Origin of the sequence: Arthrobacter sp. 35/47, assembly GCF_000520475.1 — a bacterium.
Classification (GTDB): domain Bacteria; phylum Actinomycetota; class Actinomycetes; order Actinomycetales; family Micrococcaceae; genus Arthrobacter_D; species Arthrobacter_D subterraneus.
This window is the reverse complement of the sequence record NZ_KI914617.1, coordinates 18,094-40,604: the sequence shown is the minus strand read 5'-3', so window position 1 is coordinate 40,604 and position 22,511 is coordinate 18,094. Positions and strand designations below refer to the sequence as shown.

Sequence of the window (22,511 nt, the reverse complement as noted above, 5' to 3'; positions counted from 1 at the left end):
CTGCCGGTCCCGCGCCCAACAGCGGCGGGACCGGCGGTCCAGCAGAACTCCATCTTAGAAAAAGGGAGACACCGTGGCACAGGACGTGCTTACCGACCTCAACAAGGTCCGCAATATCGGCATCATGGCCCACATCGATGCCGGCAAGACCACTACTACCGAGCGCATCCTGTTCTACACGGGTGTCAACCACAAGATCGGCGAAACGCACGACGGCGCTTCGACGACCGACTGGATGGAACAGGAAAAAGAGCGCGGCATCACCATCACCAGTGCCGCGGTGACCTGCTTCTGGGAACAGAACCAGATCAACATCATTGACACCCCCGGCCACGTGGACTTCACAGTTGAGGTTGAGCGCTCCCTGCGCGTCCTCGACGGCGCAGTTGCCGTGTTCGACGGCAAGGAGGGCGTTGAGCCCCAGTCGGAGACCGTCTGGCGCCAGGCCGACAAGTATGAGGTGCCCCGCATCTGCTTCGTCAACAAGATGGACAAGCTGGGCGCTGACTTCTACTTCACCGTTGACACGATCATCAGCCGCCTCGGTGCCAAGCCGCTCGTCATGCAGCTGCCGATCGGTGCCGAGAATGACTTCATCGGCGTCGTCGACCTTCTGTACATGCGTGCGCTGGTGTGGCCCGGCGACTCCAAGGGTGACGTCACCATGGGAGCCAAGTACGAGATCCAGGAGATCCCGGCTGACCTGCAGGCCAAGGCTGAGGAATACCGCGCAGCCCTGGTTGAGGCCGTTGCCGAGTCCTCTGACGAGCTGATGAACAAGTACCTCGAGGGCGAAGAGCCCACCATCGAGGAACTCAAGGCCGGCATCCGGAAGATGACCATCAACTCGGAGATCTACCCGGTTCTCTGTGGCTCTGCCTTCAAGAACCGCGGCGTGCAGCCCATGCTTGATGCCGTCATCGACTACCTGCCCTCGCCGCTGGACGTCCCGCCCATGGTCGGACATGATCCGCGTGATGAGGAAGCAGCGCTGACGCGCAAGCCCAGCACGGAAGAGCCTTTCTCGGCGCTGGCGTTCAAGGTGGCAACCCACCCGTTCTTCGGTCAGCTGACGTTCATCCGGGTGTACTCCGGACACGTCACTGCAGGAACGCAGGTTGTGAACTCCACCAAGGGCAAGAAGGAGCGCATCGGAAAGCTCTTCCAGATGCACGCCAACAAGGAAATCCCCGTTGACGAGGCCTTCGCGGGTCACATCTACGCGGCTATCGGCCTGAAGGACACCACCACCGGTGACACCCTCTCCGATTCCGCCAACCAGATTGTCCTCGAGTCGATGAGCTTCCCGGAGCCCGTCATCTCGGTTGCGATCGAACCGAAGACCAAGGGCGACCAGGAGAAGCTTTCAACTGCTATCCAGAAGCTCTCGGCTGAGGACCCCACCTTCCAGGTGTCGCTCAATGAAGACACCGGGCAGACGATCATCGCCGGCATGGGCGAGCTCCACCTGGATATCCTCGTGGACCGCATGCGCCGCGAGTTCAAGGTCGAGGCAAACGTCGGCAAGCCGCAGGTTGCGTACCGCGAAACCATTCGCGGAACGGTCCAGAAGCACGATTACACCCACAAGAAGCAGACGGGTGGATCGGGTCAGTTCGCAAAGATCCAGATCATGATCGAGCCGATGGACACCTCCGAGGGCGAGCTCTACGCCTTCGAGAACAAGGTCACCGGCGGCCGTGTCCCGCGCGAGTACATCCCCAGTGTCGACGCCGGCATCCAGGATGCGCTCAACGACGGCATCCTGGCCGGATACCCGGTGGTCGGCATCAAGGCAACGCTGCTTGACGGCGCTTACCACGATGTTGACTCCTCCGAAATGGCCTTCAAGATCGCCGGTCGCATGGCGTTCAAGGAGGCAGCCCGCATGGCGAAGCCCGTGCTGCTCGAACCACTGATGGAGGTGGAGGTCCGCACGCCCGAGGAGTACATGGGTGATGTCATCGGCGACCTCAACTCCCGCCGTGGCCAGATGCAGTCCATGGAGGACGCCAGCGGTGTGAAGGTCATCCGTGCGCATGTGCCGCTTTCCGGCATGTTCGGCTACATCGGCGACCTGCGCTCCAAGACCCAGGGCCGCGCTGTCTACTCAATGCAGTTCGACAGCTACTCGGAGGTCCCGAAGGCAGTAGCCGACGAGATCATCCAGAAGACCCGCGGAGAGTAACCCCGGCTTGTCCGGACAGTAATTTCACCAAAATAAAAGCCCCCAGTAGACTTGCATGAGTTTCAGCCGCGAAAAGCGTGGCTGGGGAGTAAGTCTTCTAAAAACGTTCTAGGAGGAACCCGTGGCGAAGGCAAAGTTCGAGCGGACTAAGCCGCACGTTAACATCGGCACCATTGGTCACGTTGACCATGGAAAGACCACGTTGACGGCTGCCATTTCCAAGGTGCTGTACGACAAGTACCCCACCCTCAACGAAGCACGTGACTTCGCGTCAATCGACTCGGCCCCCGAGGAGAAGCAGCGCGGCATCACCATCAACATCTCGCACGTTGAGTACCAGACCGAGAAGCGTCACTACGCACACGTTGACGCTCCCGGTCACGCTGACTACATCAAGAACATGATCACCGGTGCGGCACAGATGGATGGCGCCATCCTCGTTGTTGCTGCTACCGATGGCCCCATGGCCCAGACCCGCGAGCACGTTCTGCTTGCCCGCCAGGTTGGTGTTCCCTACCTGCTGGTTGCGCTGAACAAGTCCGACATGGTTGACGACGAGGAACTTCTGGACCTCGTTGAAATGGAAGTCCGTGAGCTGCTCAGCTCGCAGGGCTTCGACGGTGACGACGCCCCTGTGGTTCGCGTCTCCGGCCTCAAGGCACTGGAAGGCGACCCGGAGTGGGTCAAGTCCGTTGAGGACCTGATGGACGCCGTTGACAACAACGTTCCTGACCCGGTTCGCGACAAGGACAAGCCGTTCCTCATGCCTGTCGAGGACGTCTTCACCATCACCGGCCGCGGAACCGTTGTGACGGGCCGCGCCGAGCGTGGAACCCTCGCCATCAACTCCGAGGTCGAGATCGTCGGCATCCGTCCGGTCCAGAAGACCACGGTTACCGGTATCGAGATGTTCCACAAGCAGCTCGACGAGGCCTGGGCCGGCGAGAACTGTGGTCTGCTGCTCCGCGGTATCAAGCGCGAAGACGTAGAGCGTGGCCAGGTTATCGTCAAGCCGGGTTCGATCACCCCGCACACCGACTTCGAGGCCAACGTCTACATCCTGGCCAAGGACGAGGGCGGCCGTCACAACCCGTTCTACTCCAACTACCGTCCGCAGTTCTACTTCCGCACCACGGACGTGACCGGTGTCATCACCCTCCCCGAGGGCACCGAAATGGTCATGCCCGGCGACAACACTGAGATGACCGTTGAGCTCATCCAGCCGATCGCTATGGAAGAGGGCCTCGGCTTCGCGATCCGCGAAGGCGGCCGCACCGTTGGATCAGGTCGCGTTACCAAGATCATCAAGTAGTAGCCTCACCGCTACCGCTGGTCAGGAAGCCCCGCTGCATTAGTGCAGCGGGGCTTCTGCCTTTCTGCCGTAAAGTTGGGGCGGTGCAGATCTACTCGAGCTCCCCGTTCCAGCGCACCTGGCAGGTTCTCATCGACCTCTTTGCGATCGCCGCCATCGCTGTTGCCTGGTTCTTCTCCCGCGCAACCTTTGACGCCATTTCAAACCTGGCGGTCTTCGGCCGCGGGATGGAGGATGCCGGAAGCCAGTTCCAAAGCACCATGACCGACGCCGCCGAGGGTATCGGGGGAGTGCCGCTCATCGGTGACCAGGCCAGCGCGCCGTTCCTGAGCGCTGCAGAAGCGGGTGGAATCCTCATCACGGCCGGCCAGGACCAGCAGGATTCAGTGGCGCAGGCCGCGGCAGTCATAGGCTGGGCCATCCTGCTGCTGCCGATCCTCATCCTCATCCCGATGTGGCTGATTCCGCGCGTCCGGTTCGTCGTCCGGTCCACACGGACGCGTCGCCTGCAGCGGGAAGACGGCGGCCGGGAACTCCTGGCGCTGCGCGCGCTTGTCCTCGCAAATCCTTCCCAGTTGCGGAAGGTGTCCCCGGACCCTGTCCGCGCCTGGCGGGAGGGTGACCCGGCGGCCGTGGACGGCCTGGCGCGGCTGGCACTGAAACATGCCGGTGTGAAAGCCGGCTAGTGCTTCCCGGCGTGTCTGCGGGCGGATCGGCGGGAAAACAGGTCCGGATTAGCAATGCGCCGGATCTTCTGGCAGACTAGTTGAGTTGTTCAAGCGCCTGTTCGCGCGGTTTGAGCTGTAGTCCCGGTCAGGATAATGCCTGATGCAGGGTCGCAGCCTCCGCGGAAGCCGGCCCAAATATAACCCACCCCAATCCAATAGCTCGGATTACTGCGGGATGCTTCTGCTTTTCTCTGCGGAAGATACGCGACACGCCCGAGCGCGGGGGTCGGAGCCTCGGCAGGGTGAGGAACCCGGAACTATCCGGATTCAGCCTGTTGGAGGAGCGCCACAGCAACGGGCGCACGTACGTACGGACCAAGGAGCGTCACCGCATGGTGGCGTTCTTACTGAAGAGAGAGAGTCGAGACGCCATGGCGGGACAAAAGATCCGCATCCGGCTGAAGTCGTATGACCACGAGGTCATTGACGTTTCAGCTCGGAAGATCGTTGAGACGGTGACGCGCGCAGGCGCAACGGTAGTCGGCCCCGTGCCGCTGCCCACGGAAAAGAACGTGTACTGCGTTATCCGGTCGCCGCACAAGTACAAGGACAGCCGCGAGCACTTTGAAATGCGCACGCACAAGCGTCTTATCGACATCATTGACCCCACGCCCAAGGCCGTCGACTCGCTCATGCGCCTCGACCTCCCCGCGGACGTGAACATCGAGATCAAGCTGTAAGGGAGAGAAGATAACTATGTCTACTTCGCTTACGCGCCAGGTCAAGGGCCTGCTGGCTACCAAGCTCGGCATGACCCAGGTCTGGGATGAAAACAACCGCCTCGTACCGGTGACCGTCCTGCAGGCTGACTCCAACGTCATCACGCAGCTGCGCACCGCGGACGCTGACGGCTACAGCGCCGTCCAGATCGGCTTCGGCCAGATCGATCCCCGCAAGGTCACCAAGCCGCTCGCAGGCCACTTCGAGAAGGCCGGCGTCACGCCGCGCCGCCACGTCGTTGAGCTCCGTACGTCCGACGTCGACTCCTACGCCCTCGGCCAGGAACTCTCCGTCGAGCTGTTCGAAGCCGGCCAGCAGGTCGACGTCATCGGCAAGACCAAGGGCAAGGGCTTCGCCGGTGTCATGAAGCGTCACGGCTTCCACGGCGTCGGTGCGTCCCACGGTGCCCACAAGAACCACCGCAAGCCCGGCTCGATCGGTGGCGCATCCACCCCCAGCCGCGTCTTCAAGGGTATGAAAATGGCAGGCCGTATGGGTGCCGTTCGTCAGACCACGCTGAACCTCACGGTTCATGCCGTGGACGTTGAGAAGTCGCTGCTGCTGATCAAGGGCGCCGTCCCCGGCGCCCGCGGCCAGGTCGTCCTCGTACGCACCGCCGTGAAGGGAGCATAGTCATGGCTACCGATACTGCTGCCAAGACCGTAAACGTTGATCTCCCCGCCGAGATCTTCGACGTACAGACAAACGTTCCGCTGCTGCACCAGGTCGTCGTGGCCCAGCTTGCTGCCGCCCGTCAGGGTACGCACAAGACCAAGACACGCGCCGAGGTCAGCGGAGCCGGACGCAAGCCGTTCAAGCAGAAGGGCACCGGCCGTGCACGCCAGGGCTCGATCCGCGCGCCGCACATGACCGGTGGTGGCATCGTCCACGGTCCCACCCCGCGTGACTACAGCCAGCGCACCCCCAAGAAGATGAAGGCAGCCGCACTGCGCGGTGCCCTCTCCGACCGGGCACGCAACGGACGCATTCACGTCATCGAGTCGCTGGTAGGAAACGAGAAGCCGTCCACCAAGGCAGCCATCGCTGCCCTGCGCGGCATCTCGGAGCGGCCCAACCTGCTGTTCGTCATCGAGCGTTCAAACGACGTGGCCGCACTCTCCGTGCGCAACCTCGCCGACATCCACACCCTGTACGTGGACCAGCTGAACACTTACGACGTTCTTGTTTCGGACGACGTGATCTTCACGAAGGCCGCCTACGACGCTTTTGTTGGAGCGGCTCAGGCCGCCGGCATTACAACTGAGGAGGACGCCAAGTGAGTGGCTCCATCACCAAGGATCCTCGCGACGTCGTCATTGCACCCGTCGTGTCGGAAAAGAGCTACGGCCTGATCGACGAAGGCAAATACACCTTCCTGGTCGACCCGCGCTCCAACAAGACCGAGATCAAGCTGGCCGTGGAGAAGATTTTCTCCGTCAAGGTCGACTCGATCAACACCATCAACCGTGCAGGGAAGCGCAAGCGCACCCGCTTTGGATGGGGGCAGCGCAAGAACACCAAGCGCGCAATCGTCACCCTCAAAGAAGGCACGATCGACATCTTCGGCGGTCCGCTCAGCTAGGGCGGAGACCACTTTAACGAGGAACTGAAAAATGGCTATCCGCAAATACAAGCCGACAACCCCGGGCCGTCGCGGCTCGAGCGTTGCCGACTTCGCAGAAATCACACGGTCGACGCCGGAGAAATCCCTGGTGCGTCCGCTCCCCAAAAAGGGCGGCCGTAACAACACCGGCAAGATCACCACCCGTCACAAGGGTGGTGGACACAAGCGTCAGTACCGTCTCATCGACTTCCGTCGCCACGACAAGGACGGCGTCAACGCACGCGTTGCAGAGATCGAATATGATCCCAACCGCACCGCGCGCATTGCGCTCCTGCACTACGTGGACGGCACGAAGCGCTACATCATCGCGCCGAACAAGCTGAAGCAGGGCGACAACGTTGAGGCCGGCCCCGGTGCCGACATCAAGCCCGGCAACAACCTGCCGATGCGCAACATCCCCGTGGGTACCGTTATCCACGCTGTGGAGCTGCGTCCCGGCGGCGGTGCCAAGATGGCCCGCTCGGCCGGCGCTTCGGTCCAGCTGGTCGCCAAGGAAGGCCGCTTCGCGCAGCTTCGCCTGCCGTCCGGTGAAATCCGCAACGTTGACGTGCGCTGCCGCGCCACCATCGGCGAGGTCGGCAACGCCGAGCAGTCGAACATCAACTGGGGCAAGGCAGGCCGCATGCGCTGGAAGGGCGTTCGCCCGACCGTCCGTGGTGTTGCAATGAACCCTGTTGATCACCCGCATGGTGGTGGTGAAGGCAAGACCTCCGGTGGACGTCACCCGGTCAACCCGAACGGTAAGGCCGAAGGCCGTACCCGCCGTCCCAACAAAGAAAGCGACTCGCTCATTGTGCGTCGCCGTCGTTCCGGCAAGAACAAGCGATAGGAGCCTGGAAACATGCCACGCAGCCTGAAGAAAGGCCCCTTCGTCGATCAGCACCTGTTCGTCAAGGTGGACCGCGAGAACGAGAAGGGCACCAAGAACGTCATCAAGACGTGGTCCCGCCGTTCCATGATCATCCCGGACATGCTCGGCCACACGATTGCCGTGCACGACGGGCGCAAGCACATTCCGGTGTTTGTCACCGAGTCGATGGTCGGGCACAAGCTCGGCGAATTCGCTCCGACGCGGACATTCCGCGGCCATGTGAAGGACGACCGCAAGGGCAAGCGCCGCTAAGGCGCTTGTTTCTACGGCTAAGACGAGAGAAGGAAAGCAATGGAAGCCAAGGCTATTGCGCGTCATCTGCGCGTAACGCCTATGAAGGCCCGGCGCGTCGTCAACCTTGTTCGTGGTAAGCAAGCGAATGAGGCTCTGGCAATCCTGAAGTTTGCCCCCCAGGCAGCTTCGGAGCCGGTATTCAAGGTAGTTCAGTCGGCAGTTGCCAACGCCCGTGTCCTCGCGGACCGCGACGGCGTTGCATTCGACGAAGGCGACCTCATCATCAGCGAAGCATACGTCGATGAAGGTCCCACGATGAAGCGGTTCCAGCCGCGTGCCCAGGGCCGCGCCTACCGCATCAACAAGCGGACCAGCCACGTCACTGTTGTTGTCGCTACCCCTGAGAAAGTGGAGGACCGCTAAGTGGGACAGAAAGTAAACCCGCACGGGTTCCGACTCGGCATCACCACTGACCACAGGTCACACTGGTTTGCTGACAGCAACAAGCCGGGCCAGCGCTACAAGGACTTTGTCCGCGAGGACATCAAGATCCGCCAGCTCATGTCCACGGGCATGGACCGCGCAGGCATCGCCAAGGTTGAGATCGAGCGCACCCGCGACCGCGTCCGTGTGGATATCCACACAGCGCGTCCGGGCATCGTGATCGGCCGCCGCGGCGCCGAAGCGGACCGCATCCGCGGCGAGCTGGAGAAGCTCACCGGCAAGCAGGTCCAGCTGAACATCCTCGAGGTCAAGAACCCCGAGATCGAAGCGCAGCTGGTTGCCCAGGGCATTGCTGAGCAGCTCTCTTCGCGTGTGGCATTCCGCCGCGCCATGAAGAAGGCCATGCAGTCGGCACAGCGTGCCGGTGCCAAGGGTATCCGCGTACAGTGCTCAGGCCGCCTCGGCGGTGCTGAAATGAGCCGTTCGGAGTTCTACCGCGAAGGCCGTGTGCCCCTGCACACCCTGCGTGCGAACATCGACTACGGCTTCTTCGAAGCCAAGACCACCTTCGGCCGCATCGGTGTGAAGGTCTGGATCTACAAGGGCGACATCACCGCCAAGGAACTGGCTGCCCAGGCAGCTGCCGCGCCGTCGCGTGGACGTGGCGGGGACCGCCCCGGACGCGGCCCGGCCGGCCCGGACCGCGGTGACCGCCGTCGTCGTAGTGCCGATCGCGGTGCCGGTCAGGGTGAGGCTAACGCCGCTCCCGCCGAGTCCGCACCGGCTGAGTCCGCTGCTGCAGCGGAAGGAGGACAGGCTTAAATGCTTATCCCACGTCGAGTGAAATTCCGTAAGCAGCACCACCCGGGTCGCTCGGGCGCTGCCACCGGCGGCACGCAGGTCAGCTTCGGTGAGTGGGGTATCCAGGCTCTGAGCCCGGCATACGTCACCAACCGCCAGATTGAATCTGCGCGTATCGCCATGACCCGTCACATCAAGCGTGGCGGAAAGGTGTGGATCAACATCTACCCTGACCGCCCGCTGACCAAGAAGCCTGCCGAAACCCGTATGGGTTCCGGTAAGGGTTCGCCCGAGTGGTGGGTCGCCAACGTCAAGCCCGGCCGTGTTCTCTTTGAGCTCTCCGGTGTCAATGAAGAGGTAGCTCGCGAGGCCCTGCGCCTGGCGATCCACAAGCTGCCGTTGAAGGCACGCATCGTGCGTCGTGAGGGTGGTGAATAGTCATGGCACTCGGTTCAAAGGAACTGGCAACCGACCAGCTGGATGGGTTCGATAGGGACCGTCTGGTGGAGGAACTCGCCAAGGCTAAGGAAGAGCTGTTCAACCTGCGCTTCCAGTCGGCCACCGGTCAGCTTGAAAACCACGGCCGCCTGCGCGCTGTAAAGCGGGATATTGCCCGCATCTACACCGTGCTGCGCGAGCGTGAGCTGGGAATTCGGCCCGACGTCGTTGCCCCGGTTGAAGAAGCAAAGACGGAAAAGGCCGGCAAGAAATCCAAGAAGGCCTCCACGAAGGACGAAGAGTCCGTGGAAACACAGGCTTCTGAGGAGGATGCCAAATGAGTGAAGAGAAGAACGAGGCGACCGTACTGGAGTCCTCAAAGCGCGGTTACCGCAAGACCCGCCGCGGCTACGTCGTCTCCGACAAAATGGAGAAGACGATCGTCGTTGAGGTGGAGGACCGCGTCAAGCACGGCCTCTACGGCAAGGTCATCCGCCGCAGCTCGAAGGTCAAGGCCCATGATGAGCAGAACACCGCCGGTGTCGGCGACATGGTCCTGATCAGCGAAACCCGGCCGCTGTCCGCTACCAAGCGGTGGCGCCTGGTGGAGGTCATCGAGAAGGCCAAGTAGGCCCTCTCGAGCACCAACAGCCTGCGGTCCCTCGTTCTTCTGAACGGGGGACCGTTCGCATGTCCGGAAGATTTGCGCAGGTGTGGCGACTTTCCACTGTGCTGAGTCGCCACACCTGCGCGAATCTTCGCTGTCGGATCCGTGCTAGGATATTGAGTTTGTGTGGCGCCTTTGCGCCCGCATCATGAAACCTCGTAAACAATCGTGCTCCGGCATAGTACTTCCCTGCGCATTCCGCGCCTGGGAGGCAAATGCCTTGGGCACGGGCGTTTAGGCCCTCCACTGGCAAAATCCAGGTGGGTCCAGAGACACCCCGATCAACCGTTCCGCAAGGCTCATTCCGTAGGCAGGATTTCGGTCTGAGAACCAGCGCGACGCAAGGAGTAAATAGTGATTCAGCAGGAGTCGCGACTCAAGGTCGCCGACAACACGGGTGCTAAGGAAATCCTTACCATTCGTGTTCTCGGCGGATCCGGACGTCGCTACGCAGGAATTGGTGACGTCATTGTCGCCACCGTCAAGGACGCTATCCCCGGTGGGAACGTCAAGAAGGGCGATGTGGTCAAGGCCGTCATCGTCCGCACCAAGAAGGAACGCCGCCGTGCGGATGGTTCCTACATCAAGTTCGACGAGAACGCTGCCGTGATCCTCAAGGGTGACGGCGATCCTCGTGGTACCCGCATCTTCGGTCCGGTCGGTCGCGAACTCCGCGACAAGCGCTTCATGAAGATCATTTCACTGGCCCCGGAGGTGCTGTAGTCATGGCTCAGACCCGTTCGAAGCTGAAGATCAAGAAGGGTGACCTCGTTCAGGTCATCACCGGCGCCAAGCAGGAGCGCGGCGGAGACCGCGGCAAGCAGGGCAAGGTCCTCAAGGTATTCCCTGAGAGCAACCGTGTACTGGTCGAGGGCATCAACCGCATCACGAAGCACACCAAGGTCGGGCAGTCGCAGCGCGGCACCAAGACCGGTGGCATCGAGACCGTTGAGGCATCCATCCACATCAGTAACGTCGCAGTGGTAGACCCGGAGAGCAAGAAGCCCACCCGTGTCGGCTACCGCACCGAAACCGTGGAGCGGGACGGTCGTGAGCGCACGGTCCGCATCCGCGTCGCCAAGGCATCAGGGAAGGATCTGTAATGACTGCTGAAGCCGTAGAAACCAAGATCACCCCCCGCCTGAAGGCCCGCTACGCGTCCGAGATCAAGTCGACGCTGCTGGAAGAGTTCAACTACAGCAACGTCAACCAGGTTCCCCGGCTCGTCAAGGTTGTTGTGAACATGGGTGTTGGAGATGCCGCCAAGGACTCCAAGCTCATTGACGGTGCGGTCCGCGACCTCACCCAGATCACCGGCCAGAAGCCGCAGGTCACCAAGGCACGCAAGTCCATCGCGCAGTTCAAGCTTCGCGAAGGCATGCCGATCGGTGCGCACGCAACACTGCGCGGCGACCGCATGTGGGAATTTGTTGACCGCCTGGTCTCGCTGGCCCTGCCCCGTATCCGCGACTTCCGCGGCCTCAACGGGCGCCAGTTCGACGGAAACGGCAACTACACCTTCGGCCTCACGGAGCAGTCCATGTTCCACGAGATCGACCAGGACAAGATTGACCGTGTCCGCGGCATGGACATCACCGTAGTGACCACTGCCAAGACTGACGCCGAAGGCCGCGCACTGCTCAAGGCGCTCGGCTTCCCGTTCAAATCCGAAGACTAATCAACTACGTTGCAGGTCCGTTCCGGGGTTGCCAGCTGACGCTGGAGTTCACCGGGGTCCGGAAACCGTTACGAGGAAGGGCTAGAGCCCAATGACAATGACAGATCCAGTTGCAGACATGCTCACGCGTCTCCGCAACGCCAACTCGGCTTACCACGATTCCGTGTCAATGCCGTACAGCAAGCTGAAGGCACGCGTTGCCGACATCCTCAAGGCCGAAGGCTACATCGCCGGCTGGAAGGAAGAGGAAGCAGAAGTGGGCAAGAAGCTCACCATCGACCTCAAGTTCGGTCCTGACCGAACGCGCTCCATCGCGGGCATCCGGCGCATCTCCAAGCCGGGCCTGCGCGTTTACGCAAAGTCCACCAACCTGCCGCACGTTCTGGGCGGGCTGGGCATTGCCATCCTGTCCACGTCCTCCGGTCTGCTCACAGACCGCCAGGCAGCCAAGAAGGGTGTAGGTGGGGAAGTCCTCGCCTACGTCTGGTAACGGGAAAGGGAAAGAAACATGTCACGTATTGGACGTCTCCCCATCACCGTGCCTGCAGGCGTAGAGGTCAAGGTTGACGGCAGCCTCGTGTCCGTCAAGGGTTCCAAGGGCGAGCTGAGCCACACTGTTGCCAGCCCGATCCAGGTTTCCCTTGAGGAAAACACGGTCACCGTCTCCCGCCCGAACGACGAGCGCGAGTCGCGTTCGCTGCACGGCCTGACCCGCACCCTGATCTCCAACATGATTGTTGGAGTGACCGAGGGCTACAAGAAGAACCTCGAGATTGTCGGCACCGGTTACCGTGTGCAGGCCAAGGGTTCCGACCTGGAGTTCGCGCTGGGCTACAGCCACCCCGTTGCCGTCAAGGCTCCGGAGGGCATCACGCTCACTGTGGACAGCCCCACCAAGGTATCCGTGTCCGGCATCAATAAGCAGCAGGTCGGCGAAGTTGCTGCGAACATCCGCAAGCTGCGCCGTCCGGATCCCTATAAGGGCAAGGGCATCCGCTACGCGGGCGAGGTTATTCGCCGCAAGGTCGGAAAGGCTGGTAAGTAACCATGTCACTGAGCATCAACAAGAAGCGCATCTCGAAGAGCAAGTCCGCCCAGCGCGGACGGCGCCACCTTCGGGTCCGCAAGCGCATCACCGGTACCGCGGTCCGTCCGCGCCTGGTAGTCAACCGTTCCGCCCGCCACGTATTCGTGCAGGTCGTGGACGATTCCAAGGGCATCACCCTTGCCTCGGCGTCGACCCTCGAAGCCGACCTGCGTTCGTTCGACGGCGACAAGACTGCCAAGGCCAAGCGCGTTGGCGAGCTCGTCGCTGAGCGTGCAAAGGCTGCAGGTATCGAGGCAGTCGTCTTCGACCGTGGTGGTAACAAGTACCACGGCCGGATTGCCGCAATCGCAGACGGCGCACGTGAAGGTGGGCTGGCACTGTGACCGAGCAGAACAACGCAAAGGAAGCCTCATTGAATACGGCAAAGGCTGAGCAGCCAGCAACGGAAGCTCCCGCGGCCGAGTCCACCGGGACGGCGTCAAACACTGACGATCGCCGCGGCGGGCGCAGCGGTGGTCGCGACGGCGGCCGTGGCGGTCGCGATGGCGGCCGTGGCGGTCGCGATGGCGGCCGTGGCGGTCGCGATGGTGGCCGGGATGACAAGGACAAGTTCGTAGAGCGTGTCGTGTCCATCAATCGCGTCGCCAAGGTCGTCAAGGGCGGCCGGCGCTTCAGCTTCACCGCACTTGTGGTTGTCGGTGACGGCAACGGCATGGTCGGCGTCGGCTACGGCAAGGCCAAGGAAGTTCCCATGGCCATCTCCAAGGCGGTCGAGGAAGCCAAGAAGAGCTTCTTCAAGGTTCCCCGCATCGGCGGCACCGTTCCCCACCTGGTTCAGGGTGAGGCAGCGGCCGGCGTCGTGCTCCTGCGTCCGGCATCTCCCGGTACCGGTGTAATCGCCGGTGGTCCGGTGCGCGCCGTGCTGGAGTGCGTCGGTATCCACGACGTCCTCTCCAAGTCGCTCGGGTCCTCCAACGCCATCAACATTGTTCACGCAACCGTTGACGCGCTGAAGCGGCTCGAAGAGCCGCAGGCAGTGGCTGCACGCCGCGGCCTTCCGCTGGACGAGGTTGCCTCCACATCGATGCTGCGCGCAATGCAGGATCAGAAGGCAGGTGCGTAATGGCAACTCCGAAGCGCCTGGTTGCCAGCTCCGCAAAGCTGGAAATCACACAGATCAAGTCCGTTATCGGCGGTAAGCAGAACCAGCGGAACACCCTTCGCTCACTCGGCCTGAAGCGGATCGGGCACACTGTTGTCCGCAATGCTGACGACGTGACCGTCGGAATGGTCAACACGGTTCCGCACCTCGTGAAGGTTGAGGAGGCCAAGTAATGGCAGAGAAGAAGACGGTGGAGGAATCCACCGAGAAGAAGCCGGCCCGCAAGCCTGCTGCCAAGGCCGCTGCCGCTCAGGAAGTTGCTGAGAGCACGCCCCGCGTCCACGCGCTGAAGGTTCACCACCTTCGTCCCGCTCCCGGTGCCAAGACCGCCAAGACCCGCGTTGGTCGTGGCGAAGGCTCCAAGGGCAAGACCGCAGGCCGTGGCACCAAGGGCACCAAGGCACGCTACTCGGTCAAGGCAGGGTTCGCAGGTGGCCAGCTTCCGCTGCACATGCGTCTGCCGAAGCTGCGCGGCTTCAAGAACCCGTTCCGCGTTGAGTACCAGGTAGTCAACCTGGACAAGCTCAACGAGCTCTACCCCGAAGGCGGCGAGGTGTCCGTGGACAGCCTGATCGCCAAGGGCGCAGTGCGCAAGAACCAGCTCGTCAAGGTGCTGGGAACGGGCGACATCGCGGTCAAGGTGGACGTCAAGGTCCACGCCGTGTCCGCCAGCGCTGCCGAGAAGATCACCGCCGCCGGCGGCACGGTCTCGGCACCGTAGTTCCAGCACGGCATCCCGCCGCCGTCGTACCGGTAGCCCTCGGGCATCCGGACGACGGCGGCAGGGGAGCCGGCTGTGATCTGGCTCATGAAGCAATTAGACTCTTGGGAGGCCGGGATCCCCGGCTCACCAGGAGTCTGTTTCCTTTAACGGGCGCTATCGTTGCCCTGGGTTCTCGTACGCCCGGCTCCAGCCGTTAGACTCGGTTGGTGTGTATCGCCCGTGAAGGGCCACTAAGACTTAATCAGGAGGACGCTTGCTTAGCGCTATTGGCCGGGCTTTCCGGACGCCAGACTTGCGGCGCAAGCTGTTGTTCACGCTGGGAATCATCACCATCTTCCGTCTGGGTGCTTTCATCCCGGCGCCCGGTGTTGACTACGGCAACGTGCAGCAGTGTTTGCAGCTCGGCAATACAGAGGGCGGCCTCTACCAGTTTGTTAACCTCTTCAGCGGCGGTGCGCTGCTGCAGGTGTCCGTCTTCGCCCTCGGCATCATGCCCTACATCACGGCCAGCATCATCACCCAGCTCCTCCGTGTTGTCATTCCCCGCTTCCAGGAGCTTCACCAGGAAGGCGCGCAGGGGCAGGCACAACTCACCCAGTACACCCGCTACCTGACGATCGCCCTCGGTCTGCTCAACGCCACGACGCTGGTGTCGCTGGCGCGGTCAGGAGCGCTGCTGGGCAACTGTCCGGTTCCGATCATCCCGGATGACAGCCTCATCACCATCATCCTGCTCATCCTCACCCTGACGGCCGGCACCGGCCTCATCATGTGGATGGGCGAGCTCATCACCGAACGCGGCGTCGGCAACGGCATGTCGCTGCTCATCTTCACCGCCATTGCTGCAGGGTTCCCCACGTCGCTGGGCGAGATCCTGCGCACGCAGGGCTGGAACGTGTTCCTGGGCGTCCTGGTGATCGGCCTGTTCGTAGTGATGCTCGTGATCTTCGTCGAGCAGTCCCAGCGCCGTATCCCGGTGCAGTACGCCAAGCGCATGATCGGCCGCCGTACCCTGGGCGGCAGCAGCACCTACATTCCGATCAAGGTCAACATGGCCGGTGTCATCCCCGTGATCTTCGCGTCGTCGATGCTCTACCTGCCGTCGCTGATCGCACAGTTCAACACACCCACCGACGGACAGACTGCCCCGCCGGAATGGGTCAACTGGATCACCACCTACCTCACCACGGGAGACCATCCCCTCTACATGGCGCTGTACTTCGCGATGATCGTGTTCTTCACCTATTTCTACGTGGCGATCACCTTCAACCCGGAGGAAGTGTCGGAGAACATGAAGAAGTACGGCGGCTTCATCCCCGGCATCCGCGCCGGCCGCCCCACCGCGGAGTACCTCCAGTACGTCCTGTCCCGCATCACCCTGCCGGGCGCCATCTACCTCGGCATTGTTGCGCTCATCCCGTTGATCGCGCTGGTGGCCATCAATGCGAACCAGAACTTCCCGTTCGGCGGCACCTCCATCCTCATCATGGTTGGCGTTGGCCTCGAGACGGTGAAGCAGATTGATGCGCAGCTGCAGCAGCGCCACTACGAAGGGTTATTGCGATGACACGGATGCTCATCATTGGACCGCCCGGCTCGGGCAAGGGAACGCAGGCCGCCCGGATCTCGGAACGGCTGGGTGTGGTGGCTATCTCCACCGGCGACATCTTCCGCGAAAACGTGAAAAATGAAACACCTCTCGGCGTCGAGGCGAAGAAGTACATGGACGCCGGTGACTTTGTCCCGGACAGCGTCACCAACAGCATGGTCCGCGCGCGGCTGGCTGAGGAAGACGTCCAGGACGGGTTCCTGCTTGACGGCTACCCCCGCACGGCGGCACAGGTGACCGAGCTGGATGACATCCTCCGCGAGAATGACTCGACCCTCGACGTCGTCCTCCAGCTCACGGCGGATGACGAGGAGCTGGTGCGCCGGCTCCTGGGACGCGCACGCCTCGACGGACGCACCGATGACAACGAGGTAGTCATCCGGCACCGCCTTGACCTGTACCACGAGCAGACCGAGGCCGTCGTCTCGCAGTATGAAAGCCGTGGCATTGTCACCCGGGTGGACGGCATCGGCGCCATCGATGAAGTGACCGAGCGCGTCATGTCTGCCCTGAAAGTAACGCGGTAGCCGGAATGTTCCGCCAGCAGCGGGTCGAGTACAAGTCGGCCGATCAGATCCGGACCATGCGGGAAGCGGGCCTTGTGCTCGCCGGCGCCCTGGACGAGACGGTGGCGGCTGCCCGGGTGGGCGTCTCCACCCGCGAGCTGGATGGTGTGTTCGCCGCGGTTCTCAAGGAAGCCGGTGCCAGGTCCAACTTCCTTGGATACCACGGCTTCCCGGCCAGTATCTGTACCTCCGTGAACCACGAGGTGGTGCACGGCATCCCCGGCGACTACGTGCTGCAGGACGGCGACATCATCTCGATTGACGGCGGCGCCGTGATCCGGGGCTGGCACTCGGACTCCGCCCGCACCGTCATAGTCGGGAATCCCCGTCCCGAGGACGTCCGGCTGTCCCGTGTCACCGAGGAAGCCATGTGGCGGGGGATCGCTGCTCTCGCCACCGGCAAGTTCGTCGGCGACATCGGGTCCGCCATTGATGACTATGTCTCCTCCGTCGAGGGCCCGGCGCTCGGGATCCTGCAGGATTACGTCGGCCACGGGATCGGCACCCAGATGCATCAGCCACCGGACGTGCTCAATTATCGCAGCGGCCACCGGGGTCCCAAGATCAAGCCCGGTCTGTGCCTGGCGATCGAGCCGATGCTGGTCCAGGGCCGGCTTGAGACTGCCACGCTCGACGACGACTGGACCGTTGTCACTGTCGACGGCAAGCGGGCCAGCCAGTGGGAACACACCGTGGCTGTGCACGACGGCGGTATCTGGGTCCTCACAGCCGCTGACGGCGGCGCTGCTCGGCTTGCGGAGCTGGGCGTCACGCCAGTTCCTCTCCTTTAGGGCGCCAGCCAGGCCGGCTCAAAATTCTCTCTCTTGACGGGCATGCGGGCCGGGTCTATGGTCAGCAACACCCTTGGATTCACCGTTGAACGGACGGGGGAGAAGGAGAACGGCGATGGAAAGCCCCGAAGCGAAAATCGTGGTTGGCGTGGACGGCTCTGATTGCTCAATTCAGGCGCTGCATCTTGCGGCGCGAATGGCGCCCGCGCTGGATGCGAGAGTTCATGCGGTGGCGTGCTGGGACTTCCCGAAGATGTACGCCGACTACATTCCGCCCGACCTTGACGCTTTTGAAGCCTCAGCGGGAAACGCGCTCACGGCGGCGCTCGGCAGGGCGTTCGGGCCTGAGCCTGCGGTCAATGTCAGCCAGGAACTTATCCGCGGTCCAGCGCCGGCCAAACTGGTCGAAGCGAGTGCAGACGCAGTGATGCTCGTGGTCGGCAGGCGCGGCCATGGCGGTTTCATGGGGCTGCATCTCGGCTCGGTGAGCTCAGCATGCGTTTCGCATGCCTCCTGTCCGGTCCTTGTGGTGCACACGGATGATGGTCACCGCGCCGACCATTTCTGGAAGCGCTCCAAGGGCTAGCCGTCCCGGGCCTTTCCGACGGCGTTCCGCCGGGTTTATTCACGGCGCCGTGTGCCCGTGCAGCGATTTAACATCTGGACGGCCGTAGCGTAGAGTTGTCCGTTGGTTGTCTCTTCCCCTGTGCCCAATTCTGGGCGGCCCTGGCGAATAGCACGGGCAAAGGATGTAGACAATCAAAACCCAAGACCGTCCGCCCCGCAAGTGGCGGCACAGAAGTTAGCGGAGGATATGGCCAAGAAAGACGGTGTCATTGAGATTGAAGGCACTGTGAACGAGGCTCTGCCCAACGCGATGTTCCGCGTTGAGTTGGCCAACGGACACATTGTTCTAGCCCACATCTCGGGAAAGATGCGTCAGCACTACATTCGAATCCTCCCCGAGGACCGGGTGGTAGTGGAACTCAGCCCTTATGACCTCACCAGGGGTCGTATTGTCTACCGCTACAAATAAGACAAACGCAAAGGAAAACCATGAAGGTCCAGCCGAGCGTGAAGCGGATTTGCGACAAGTGCCAGGTGGTTCGCCGCAAGGGCAACGTACTCGTAATCTGCGAAAACCCGCGCCACAAGCAGCGCCAGGGCTGAATCCTCTTTTGAGGGTCACCCACGCGTAGTAACACCACAGTAAAAAAGCAGCGCAGGGCTCATCCGGAAGGATGCGCCCACACCCCCGGTACGGAGGCCGGGGACCGGGATCTTCCGGGCCGCACTGTTTCAGACCTCCGGTCACCAAAAGGAGAACCGCCACTATGGCACGTCTCGCTGGCGTAGACATCCCCCGCGAAAAGCGGGTTGTCATTGCGCTTACCTACATCTACGGCGTGGGCAAGACCCGTGCAGACCAGACGCTCGCAGAAACCGGGATCAACCCGGAGACGCGCGTCAAGGATCTGACTGACGCTGAGCTGGTTCAGCTTCGCGACTACATTGAAGGCAACTACAAGGTCGAGGGTGACCTCCGCCGTGAGGTAGCTGCAGACATCCGCCGCAAGGTTGAGATCGGCAGCTACGAAGGCATCCGGCACCGCCGCGGCCTTCCTGTGCGCGGACAGCGCACCAAGACCAACGCGCGTACCCGCAAGGGCCCCAAGCGCACCGTCGCAGGCAAGAAGAAGGCCGGCCGCTGACCCTAACCGCCCCCTAACTTAGCTCGCAGAGCTCGCTAAGCCAGGGAACCCGGCGGTCAGGGGCCCAAGCGGACCACCTCAACCCCCTCTTTCTAAAACCTTTGTAGGAGAAGTAATGCCCCCCAAGACTCGTGGAGCGGTGCGCAAGCCGCGTCGCAAGGACAAGAAGAATATCGCCTTCGGTCAGGCGCATATCAAGAGCACGTTCAACAACACCATCGTCTCGATCACGGACCCCAGCGGAGCTGTCATCTCCTGGGCCTCCGCCGGCGAGGTTGGCTTCAAGGGCTCTCGCAAGTCCACCCCTTACGCTGCGCAGACTGCCGCCGAGGCTGCTGCCAAGCGTGCTCAGGAGCACGGCGTCCGCAAGGTCGACGTCTTCGTCAAGGGCCCGGGATCCGGCCGCGAGACCGCGATCCGTTCACTGCAGGCTGCCGGCCTCGAGGTTGGCTCCATCCAGGACGTCACCCCCAGCGCCCACAACGGCTGCCGCCCGCCGAAGCGCCGCCGCGTCTAGTAGCTTCCTTGGCTCCAGGTGCGCCCGCGCTTCAACCGAAGTGCGGGCACCCTGGGGCTGACTGTCGTTTAGCTACTGAGTTCCGCTCTCTAGCTTTCCCTTTCCACCATTTGTGTTGCGTCATATAGCGGATGCTCCCTGAAAGGAAATGTAAGTGCTCATTGCACAGCGCCCCACCCTGACTGAAGAAGTAGTCGCTGACAACCGCTCGCGGTTCGTCATCGAACCGCTGGAGCCCGGTTTCGGCTACACCCTCGGCAACTCGCTCCGCCGCACCCTGCTCTCCTCGATTCCCGGAGCCGCTGTCACCAGCATCCGGATCGACGGCGTCCTGCATGAATTCACCACCGTTCCCGGTGTGAAGGAAGACGTCACGGAGATCATCCTGAACATCAAGAACCTCGCGGTTTCTTCCGAGCATGATGAGCCCGTGGTTGCCTACCTGCGCAAGCAGGGACCCGGCGTTGTGACCGCAGCGGACATTGCACCGCCGGCCGGCGTGGAATTCCACAACCCGGACCTGCACATCGCAACCCTCAACTCGAAGGGCAAGTTCGAGCTCGAACTGACCATCGAGCGCGGCCGCGGGTACGTCTCCGCTTCGCAGAACAAGTCCGGTGACTCGGAGATCGGCCGCATCCCGGTTGACTCCATCTACTCGCCGGTCCTGAAGGTGACCTTCCGCGTGGAAGCCACCCGTGTTGAGCAGCGCACCGACTTCGACCGCCTGATCGTGGATGTGGAGACCAAGGACGCCATCGCCCCGCGCGACGCCGTTGCCTCGGCCGGCACCACCCTGGTTGAACTGTTCGGGCTTGCCCGCGAACTGAACACCGCTGCTGAAGGCATCGAGATCGGTCCGTCGCCCAGCGACGCCGCACTCGCCGCCGACATGGCGCTCCCGATCGAGGATCTCGAACTCACCGTTCGTTCCTACAACTGCCTCAAGCGTGAGGGCATCCACACCGTGGGTGAACTCGTTGCACGCTCCGAGGCTGACCTGATGGACATCCGCAACTTCGGTGCCAAGTCCATTGATGAGGTCAAGGCAAAGCTGGTTGAGCTTGGTCTGTCCCTGAAGGATTCCCCTCCAGGGTTCGACCTTGCGGCCCGCGCCGCTGCGATTGAAGAGGACGACGCCGCTTACGGCGACGACGAACTCTAAACGTTAGACACCTGGCGCCGCCGTTGGATGCGGCCTCGGGCACACTCATGAGGAGATAAAACATCATGCCCACACCCACAAAGGGCCCACGCCTCGGTGGCGGTCCGGCGCACGAGCGCCTGATGCTCGCCAACCTGGCCGCCTCGCTGTTCGAGCACAAGCGCATCACCACCACGGTGACCAAGGCAAAGCGGCTCCGCCCGTACGCCGAGCGCCTGATCACCTTCGCCAAGAAGGGTGACCTCGCCTCGCGCCGTCGCGTCCTTGCTGTCATCAGCAACAAGGGCGTTGTCCACGAGCTGTTCACGGACATTGCACCCGCTGTCGCCAACCGCAACGGTGGCTACACCCGCATCACAAAGATCGGCAACCGCAAGGGCGACAACGCTCCCATGGCTGTCATCGAGCTGGTGCTGGAGGCGGTTTCCGCCAAGCAGGCCGTCGTCGGCGAAGCTGAGCAGGCTGCAGGCAACGCCGCTGCCCGCGACGCTGCAGCTGCCGCTCCGGTTGCGTCGGCTGAGTCCGCGGATTCGCCGGAATCGGCCGATTCCGCAGAGTCGGCTGAGTCCGCTCCCTCGGCAGCTTCGGCTGACGAGGTAGCTGCTGAAGACACCACGGTCAGCGCCACCGAAGGCGACGCTGAAGAGACCGTTGTGATCGAAGAAGGCTCCGTGCCGGAAGCAGACGAGAAGAAGTAGTTCTTCTGCGCACCTTCTGACACACATGAACGAACAGATGCCCGTCATCCCGCCCGCGGATGGCGGGCATTTGCGTGTCCGGATCGATTTTGCGTACGACGGCGGTCCCTTCTCGGGATGGGCCGTCCAGCCCGGTCTGCCGACCGTTCAGGGAACCATCGAATCCGGGCTTGAGCTGCTTTTCCGGCGCCACGTCCGCCTCACGGTGGCCGGCCGGACCGACGCCGGCGTCCACGCCCGCGGTCAGGTCACCCACATCGACCTGGATCCTGCGGAGTGGTCCGCCCTGAGCCGCGGCCGGGAGATCAATCCCGCAGCGGCCCTGAAGCGGCGCCTCCAGGCAACCGTCAACCGGTATCTGCCGCCCAACGCAGCCGCCCGCACGGTCTACGCTGCGAACCCGGCATCGCCCGTCGTGGTGCGCGCCGTCAGCCTGGCGCCCGCCGGATTCGACGCACGGTTCTCCGCCCTGTGGCGCCGTTACAGCTACCGCATCGCTGACCGCTCCGAACTGCAGGATCCGCTGAGCCGCGGCACTGTGCTCTGGCACTCCGAGGAACTCGATGAGCGGCTCCTGAACTCAGGTGCACAGCCGCTGCTGGGCCTGCAGGACTTCCGCGCCTTCTGCAAGCCGCGCCCCGGCGCCACAACTGTCCGCGAACTCCAGCGTTTCGAGTTTGAACGCGAGGCTGACGGCGTCCTCCGCGCCACTGTCCAGGCGGACGCGTTCTGCCACAACATGGTGCGTGCGCTCATAGGATCGGCGCTGCGCGTCGGCAGCGGCGAAGAGCCGCCCGAGTGGCTGGGGGAGCCC

The 22,511-nt window shown here is 62.6% G+C and carries 34 protein-coding genes; all 34 read left to right on the top strand.

The genetic code is table 11. The annotated features are described in order from the left end of the window. Positions 1-73 precede the first annotated feature (73 nt). Positions 74-2,188 carry an elongation factor G gene (gene fusA, locus X803_RS0114350; RefSeq protein ID WP_026545666.1) on the top strand — a complete coding sequence of 705 codons (2,115 nt, stop codon included), beginning with the start codon at positions 74-76 and terminating at the stop codon, positions 2,186-2,188. A 121-nt stretch (positions 2,189-2,309) separates the two neighbouring features. Further along, positions 2,310-3,500, top strand: coding sequence for an elongation factor Tu (tuf, locus tag X803_RS0114345; RefSeq protein ID WP_026545665.1), 1,191 nt, complete (start codon positions 2,310-2,312; stop codon positions 3,498-3,500). 83 nt (positions 3,501-3,583) lie between these two features. Beyond that, entirely contained in the window at positions 3,584-4,186 is a 603-nt protein-coding gene (locus tag X803_RS0114340; RefSeq protein WP_026545664.1) for a hypothetical protein, read from the top strand. Between the two features lie 413 nt (positions 4,187-4,599). Further along, positions 4,600-4,908, top strand: a complete 309-nt coding sequence (gene rpsJ / locus X803_RS0114335) for a 30S ribosomal protein S10 (protein ID WP_003803825.1) — start codon at positions 4,600-4,602, stop codon at positions 4,906-4,908. 16 nt (positions 4,909-4,924) lie between these two features. Continuing rightward, entirely contained in the window at positions 4,925-5,581 is a 657-nt protein-coding gene (gene rplC / locus X803_RS0114330) for a 50S ribosomal protein L3 (RefSeq protein WP_026545663.1), read from the top strand. Positions 5,582-5,583: 2 nt separating this feature from the next. Continuing rightward, positions 5,584-6,228: a 50S ribosomal protein L4 gene (gene rplD / locus X803_RS0114325; protein WP_035779226.1), complete on the top strand. Its 645-nt coding sequence runs from the start codon at positions 5,584-5,586 to the stop codon at positions 6,226-6,228. Next, a complete protein-coding gene (gene rplW, locus X803_RS0114320) occupies positions 6,225-6,530 on the top strand; it encodes a 50S ribosomal protein L23 (protein WP_026545661.1) in 306 nt (101 codons plus the stop codon). The genes rplD and rplW overlap by 4 nt, the downstream gene beginning before the upstream one ends. Positions 6,531-6,561: 31 nt before the next feature. Then, positions 6,562-7,401: a 50S ribosomal protein L2 gene (gene rplB / locus X803_RS0114315; protein WP_026545660.1), complete on the top strand. Its 840-nt coding sequence runs from the start codon at positions 6,562-6,564 to the stop codon at positions 7,399-7,401. A gap of 12 nt (positions 7,402-7,413) precedes the next feature. Next, the gene (rpsS, locus tag X803_RS0114310) at positions 7,414-7,695 is read left to right on the top strand and encodes a 30S ribosomal protein S19 (RefSeq protein ID WP_011692805.1); all 282 of its coding nucleotides are present in this window, start codon (positions 7,414-7,416) and stop codon (positions 7,693-7,695) included. A 39-nt stretch (positions 7,696-7,734) separates the two neighbouring features. Next, positions 7,735-8,100, top strand: a complete 366-nt coding sequence (rplV, locus tag X803_RS0114305; RefSeq protein WP_026545659.1) for a 50S ribosomal protein L22 — start codon at positions 7,735-7,737, stop codon at positions 8,098-8,100. Continuing rightward, a complete protein-coding gene (gene rpsC, locus X803_RS0114300; protein ID WP_026545658.1) occupies positions 8,101-8,943 on the top strand; it encodes a 30S ribosomal protein S3 in 843 nt (280 codons plus the stop codon). Continuing rightward, positions 8,944-9,360 (top strand): 50S ribosomal protein L16, encoded by a 417-nt coding sequence (gene rplP / locus X803_RS0114295; RefSeq protein ID WP_026545657.1) that lies wholly within the window; start codon positions 8,944-8,946, stop codon positions 9,358-9,360. A gap of 2 nt (positions 9,361-9,362) precedes the next feature. Further along, positions 9,363-9,701, top strand: a complete 339-nt coding sequence (rpmC, locus tag X803_RS22970) for a 50S ribosomal protein L29 (protein WP_026545656.1) — start codon at positions 9,363-9,365, stop codon at positions 9,699-9,701. Then, on the top strand, positions 9,698-9,991 hold the full coding sequence (gene rpsQ / locus X803_RS0114285; protein ID WP_026545655.1) for a 30S ribosomal protein S17: 294 nt from the start codon (positions 9,698-9,700) through the stop codon (positions 9,989-9,991). The genes rpmC and rpsQ overlap by 4 nt, the downstream gene beginning before the upstream one ends. A 390-nt stretch (positions 9,992-10,381) precedes the next feature. Beyond that, positions 10,382-10,750, top strand: coding sequence for a 50S ribosomal protein L14 (rplN, locus tag X803_RS0114280; protein ID WP_026545654.1), 369 nt, complete (start codon positions 10,382-10,384; stop codon positions 10,748-10,750). A 2-nt stretch (positions 10,751-10,752) separates the two neighbouring features. Beyond that, positions 10,753-11,130, top strand: a complete 378-nt coding sequence (rplX, locus tag X803_RS0114275; protein ID WP_026545653.1) for a 50S ribosomal protein L24 — start codon at positions 10,753-10,755, stop codon at positions 11,128-11,130. Beyond that, on the top strand, positions 11,130-11,705 hold the full coding sequence (rplE, locus tag X803_RS0114270; protein WP_026545652.1) for a 50S ribosomal protein L5: 576 nt from the start codon (positions 11,130-11,132) through the stop codon (positions 11,703-11,705). Before rplX ends, rplE begins: the two co-directional genes overlap by 1 nt. A 91-nt stretch (positions 11,706-11,796) precedes the next feature. Continuing rightward, on the top strand, positions 11,797-12,195 hold the full coding sequence (rpsH, locus tag X803_RS0114265; RefSeq protein ID WP_026545651.1) for a 30S ribosomal protein S8: 399 nt from the start codon (positions 11,797-11,799) through the stop codon (positions 12,193-12,195). Positions 12,196-12,213: 18 nt separating this feature from the next. Next, a complete protein-coding gene (rplF, locus tag X803_RS0114260; RefSeq protein ID WP_026545650.1) occupies positions 12,214-12,750 on the top strand; it encodes a 50S ribosomal protein L6 in 537 nt (178 codons plus the stop codon). A 2-nt stretch (positions 12,751-12,752) separates the two neighbouring features. After that, complete coding sequence (gene rplR, locus X803_RS0114255; RefSeq protein WP_026545649.1) at positions 12,753-13,136, top strand: 50S ribosomal protein L18; 384 nt, start codon at positions 12,753-12,755, stop codon at positions 13,134-13,136. Positions 13,137-13,165: 29 nt separating this feature from the next. Continuing rightward, a complete protein-coding gene (rpsE, locus tag X803_RS0114250) occupies positions 13,166-13,876 on the top strand; it encodes a 30S ribosomal protein S5 (protein ID WP_026545648.1) in 711 nt (236 codons plus the stop codon). Further along, the gene (rpmD, locus tag X803_RS0114245; protein WP_026545647.1) at positions 13,876-14,088 is read left to right on the top strand and encodes a 50S ribosomal protein L30; all 213 of its coding nucleotides are present in this window, start codon (positions 13,876-13,878) and stop codon (positions 14,086-14,088) included. The genes rpsE and rpmD overlap by 1 nt, the downstream gene beginning before the upstream one ends. Continuing rightward, positions 14,088-14,636 (top strand): 50S ribosomal protein L15, encoded by a 549-nt coding sequence (gene rplO, locus X803_RS0114240; RefSeq protein ID WP_084033815.1) that lies wholly within the window; start codon positions 14,088-14,090, stop codon positions 14,634-14,636. The genes rpmD and rplO overlap by 1 nt, the downstream gene beginning before the upstream one ends. Before the next feature lie 256 nt (positions 14,637-14,892). Beyond that, positions 14,893-16,206 (top strand): preprotein translocase subunit SecY, encoded by a 1,314-nt coding sequence (gene secY, locus X803_RS0114235; protein WP_026545645.1) that lies wholly within the window; start codon positions 14,893-14,895, stop codon positions 16,204-16,206. Next, on the top strand, positions 16,203-16,775 hold the full coding sequence (locus tag X803_RS0114230; RefSeq protein ID WP_026545644.1) for an adenylate kinase: 573 nt from the start codon (positions 16,203-16,205) through the stop codon (positions 16,773-16,775). The genes secY and X803_RS0114230 overlap by 4 nt, the downstream gene beginning before the upstream one ends. Positions 16,776-16,780: 5 nt before the next feature. Continuing rightward, complete coding sequence (gene map / locus X803_RS0114225) at positions 16,781-17,605, top strand: type I methionyl aminopeptidase (protein WP_026545643.1); 825 nt, start codon at positions 16,781-16,783, stop codon at positions 17,603-17,605. 115 nt (positions 17,606-17,720) lie between these two features. Further along, a complete protein-coding gene (locus X803_RS0114220; protein WP_026545642.1) occupies positions 17,721-18,191 on the top strand; it encodes a universal stress protein in 471 nt (156 codons plus the stop codon). A gap of 228 nt (positions 18,192-18,419) precedes the next feature. Continuing rightward, positions 18,420-18,641 (top strand): translation initiation factor IF-1, encoded by a 222-nt coding sequence (infA, locus tag X803_RS0114215; RefSeq protein ID WP_019481515.1) that lies wholly within the window; start codon positions 18,420-18,422, stop codon positions 18,639-18,641. 20 nt (positions 18,642-18,661) lie between these two features. Next, positions 18,662-18,775: a 50S ribosomal protein L36 gene (gene rpmJ, locus X803_RS0114210; protein WP_024475611.1), complete on the top strand. Its 114-nt coding sequence runs from the start codon at positions 18,662-18,664 to the stop codon at positions 18,773-18,775. Between the two features lie 164 nt (positions 18,776-18,939). Continuing rightward, positions 18,940-19,317 carry a 30S ribosomal protein S13 gene (rpsM, locus tag X803_RS0114205; protein WP_026545641.1) on the top strand — a complete coding sequence of 126 codons (378 nt, stop codon included), beginning with the start codon at positions 18,940-18,942 and terminating at the stop codon, positions 19,315-19,317. Positions 19,318-19,432: 115 nt separating this feature from the next. Continuing rightward, the gene (rpsK, locus tag X803_RS0114200) at positions 19,433-19,834 is read left to right on the top strand and encodes a 30S ribosomal protein S11 (protein WP_026545640.1); all 402 of its coding nucleotides are present in this window, start codon (positions 19,433-19,435) and stop codon (positions 19,832-19,834) included. Between the two features lie 154 nt (positions 19,835-19,988). After that, positions 19,989-20,999, top strand: coding sequence for a DNA-directed RNA polymerase subunit alpha (locus X803_RS0114195; protein ID WP_026545639.1), 1,011 nt, complete (start codon positions 19,989-19,991; stop codon positions 20,997-20,999). Positions 21,000-21,064: 65 nt separating this feature from the next. Then, positions 21,065-21,697, top strand: a complete 633-nt coding sequence (gene rplQ, locus X803_RS0114190) for a 50S ribosomal protein L17 (protein WP_026545638.1) — start codon at positions 21,065-21,067, stop codon at positions 21,695-21,697. 25 nt (positions 21,698-21,722) lie between these two features. Then, positions 21,723-22,511 (top strand): tRNA pseudouridine synthase A (locus tag X803_RS20270; protein WP_084033813.1); only part of this gene is annotated, 789 nt, incomplete at its 3' end.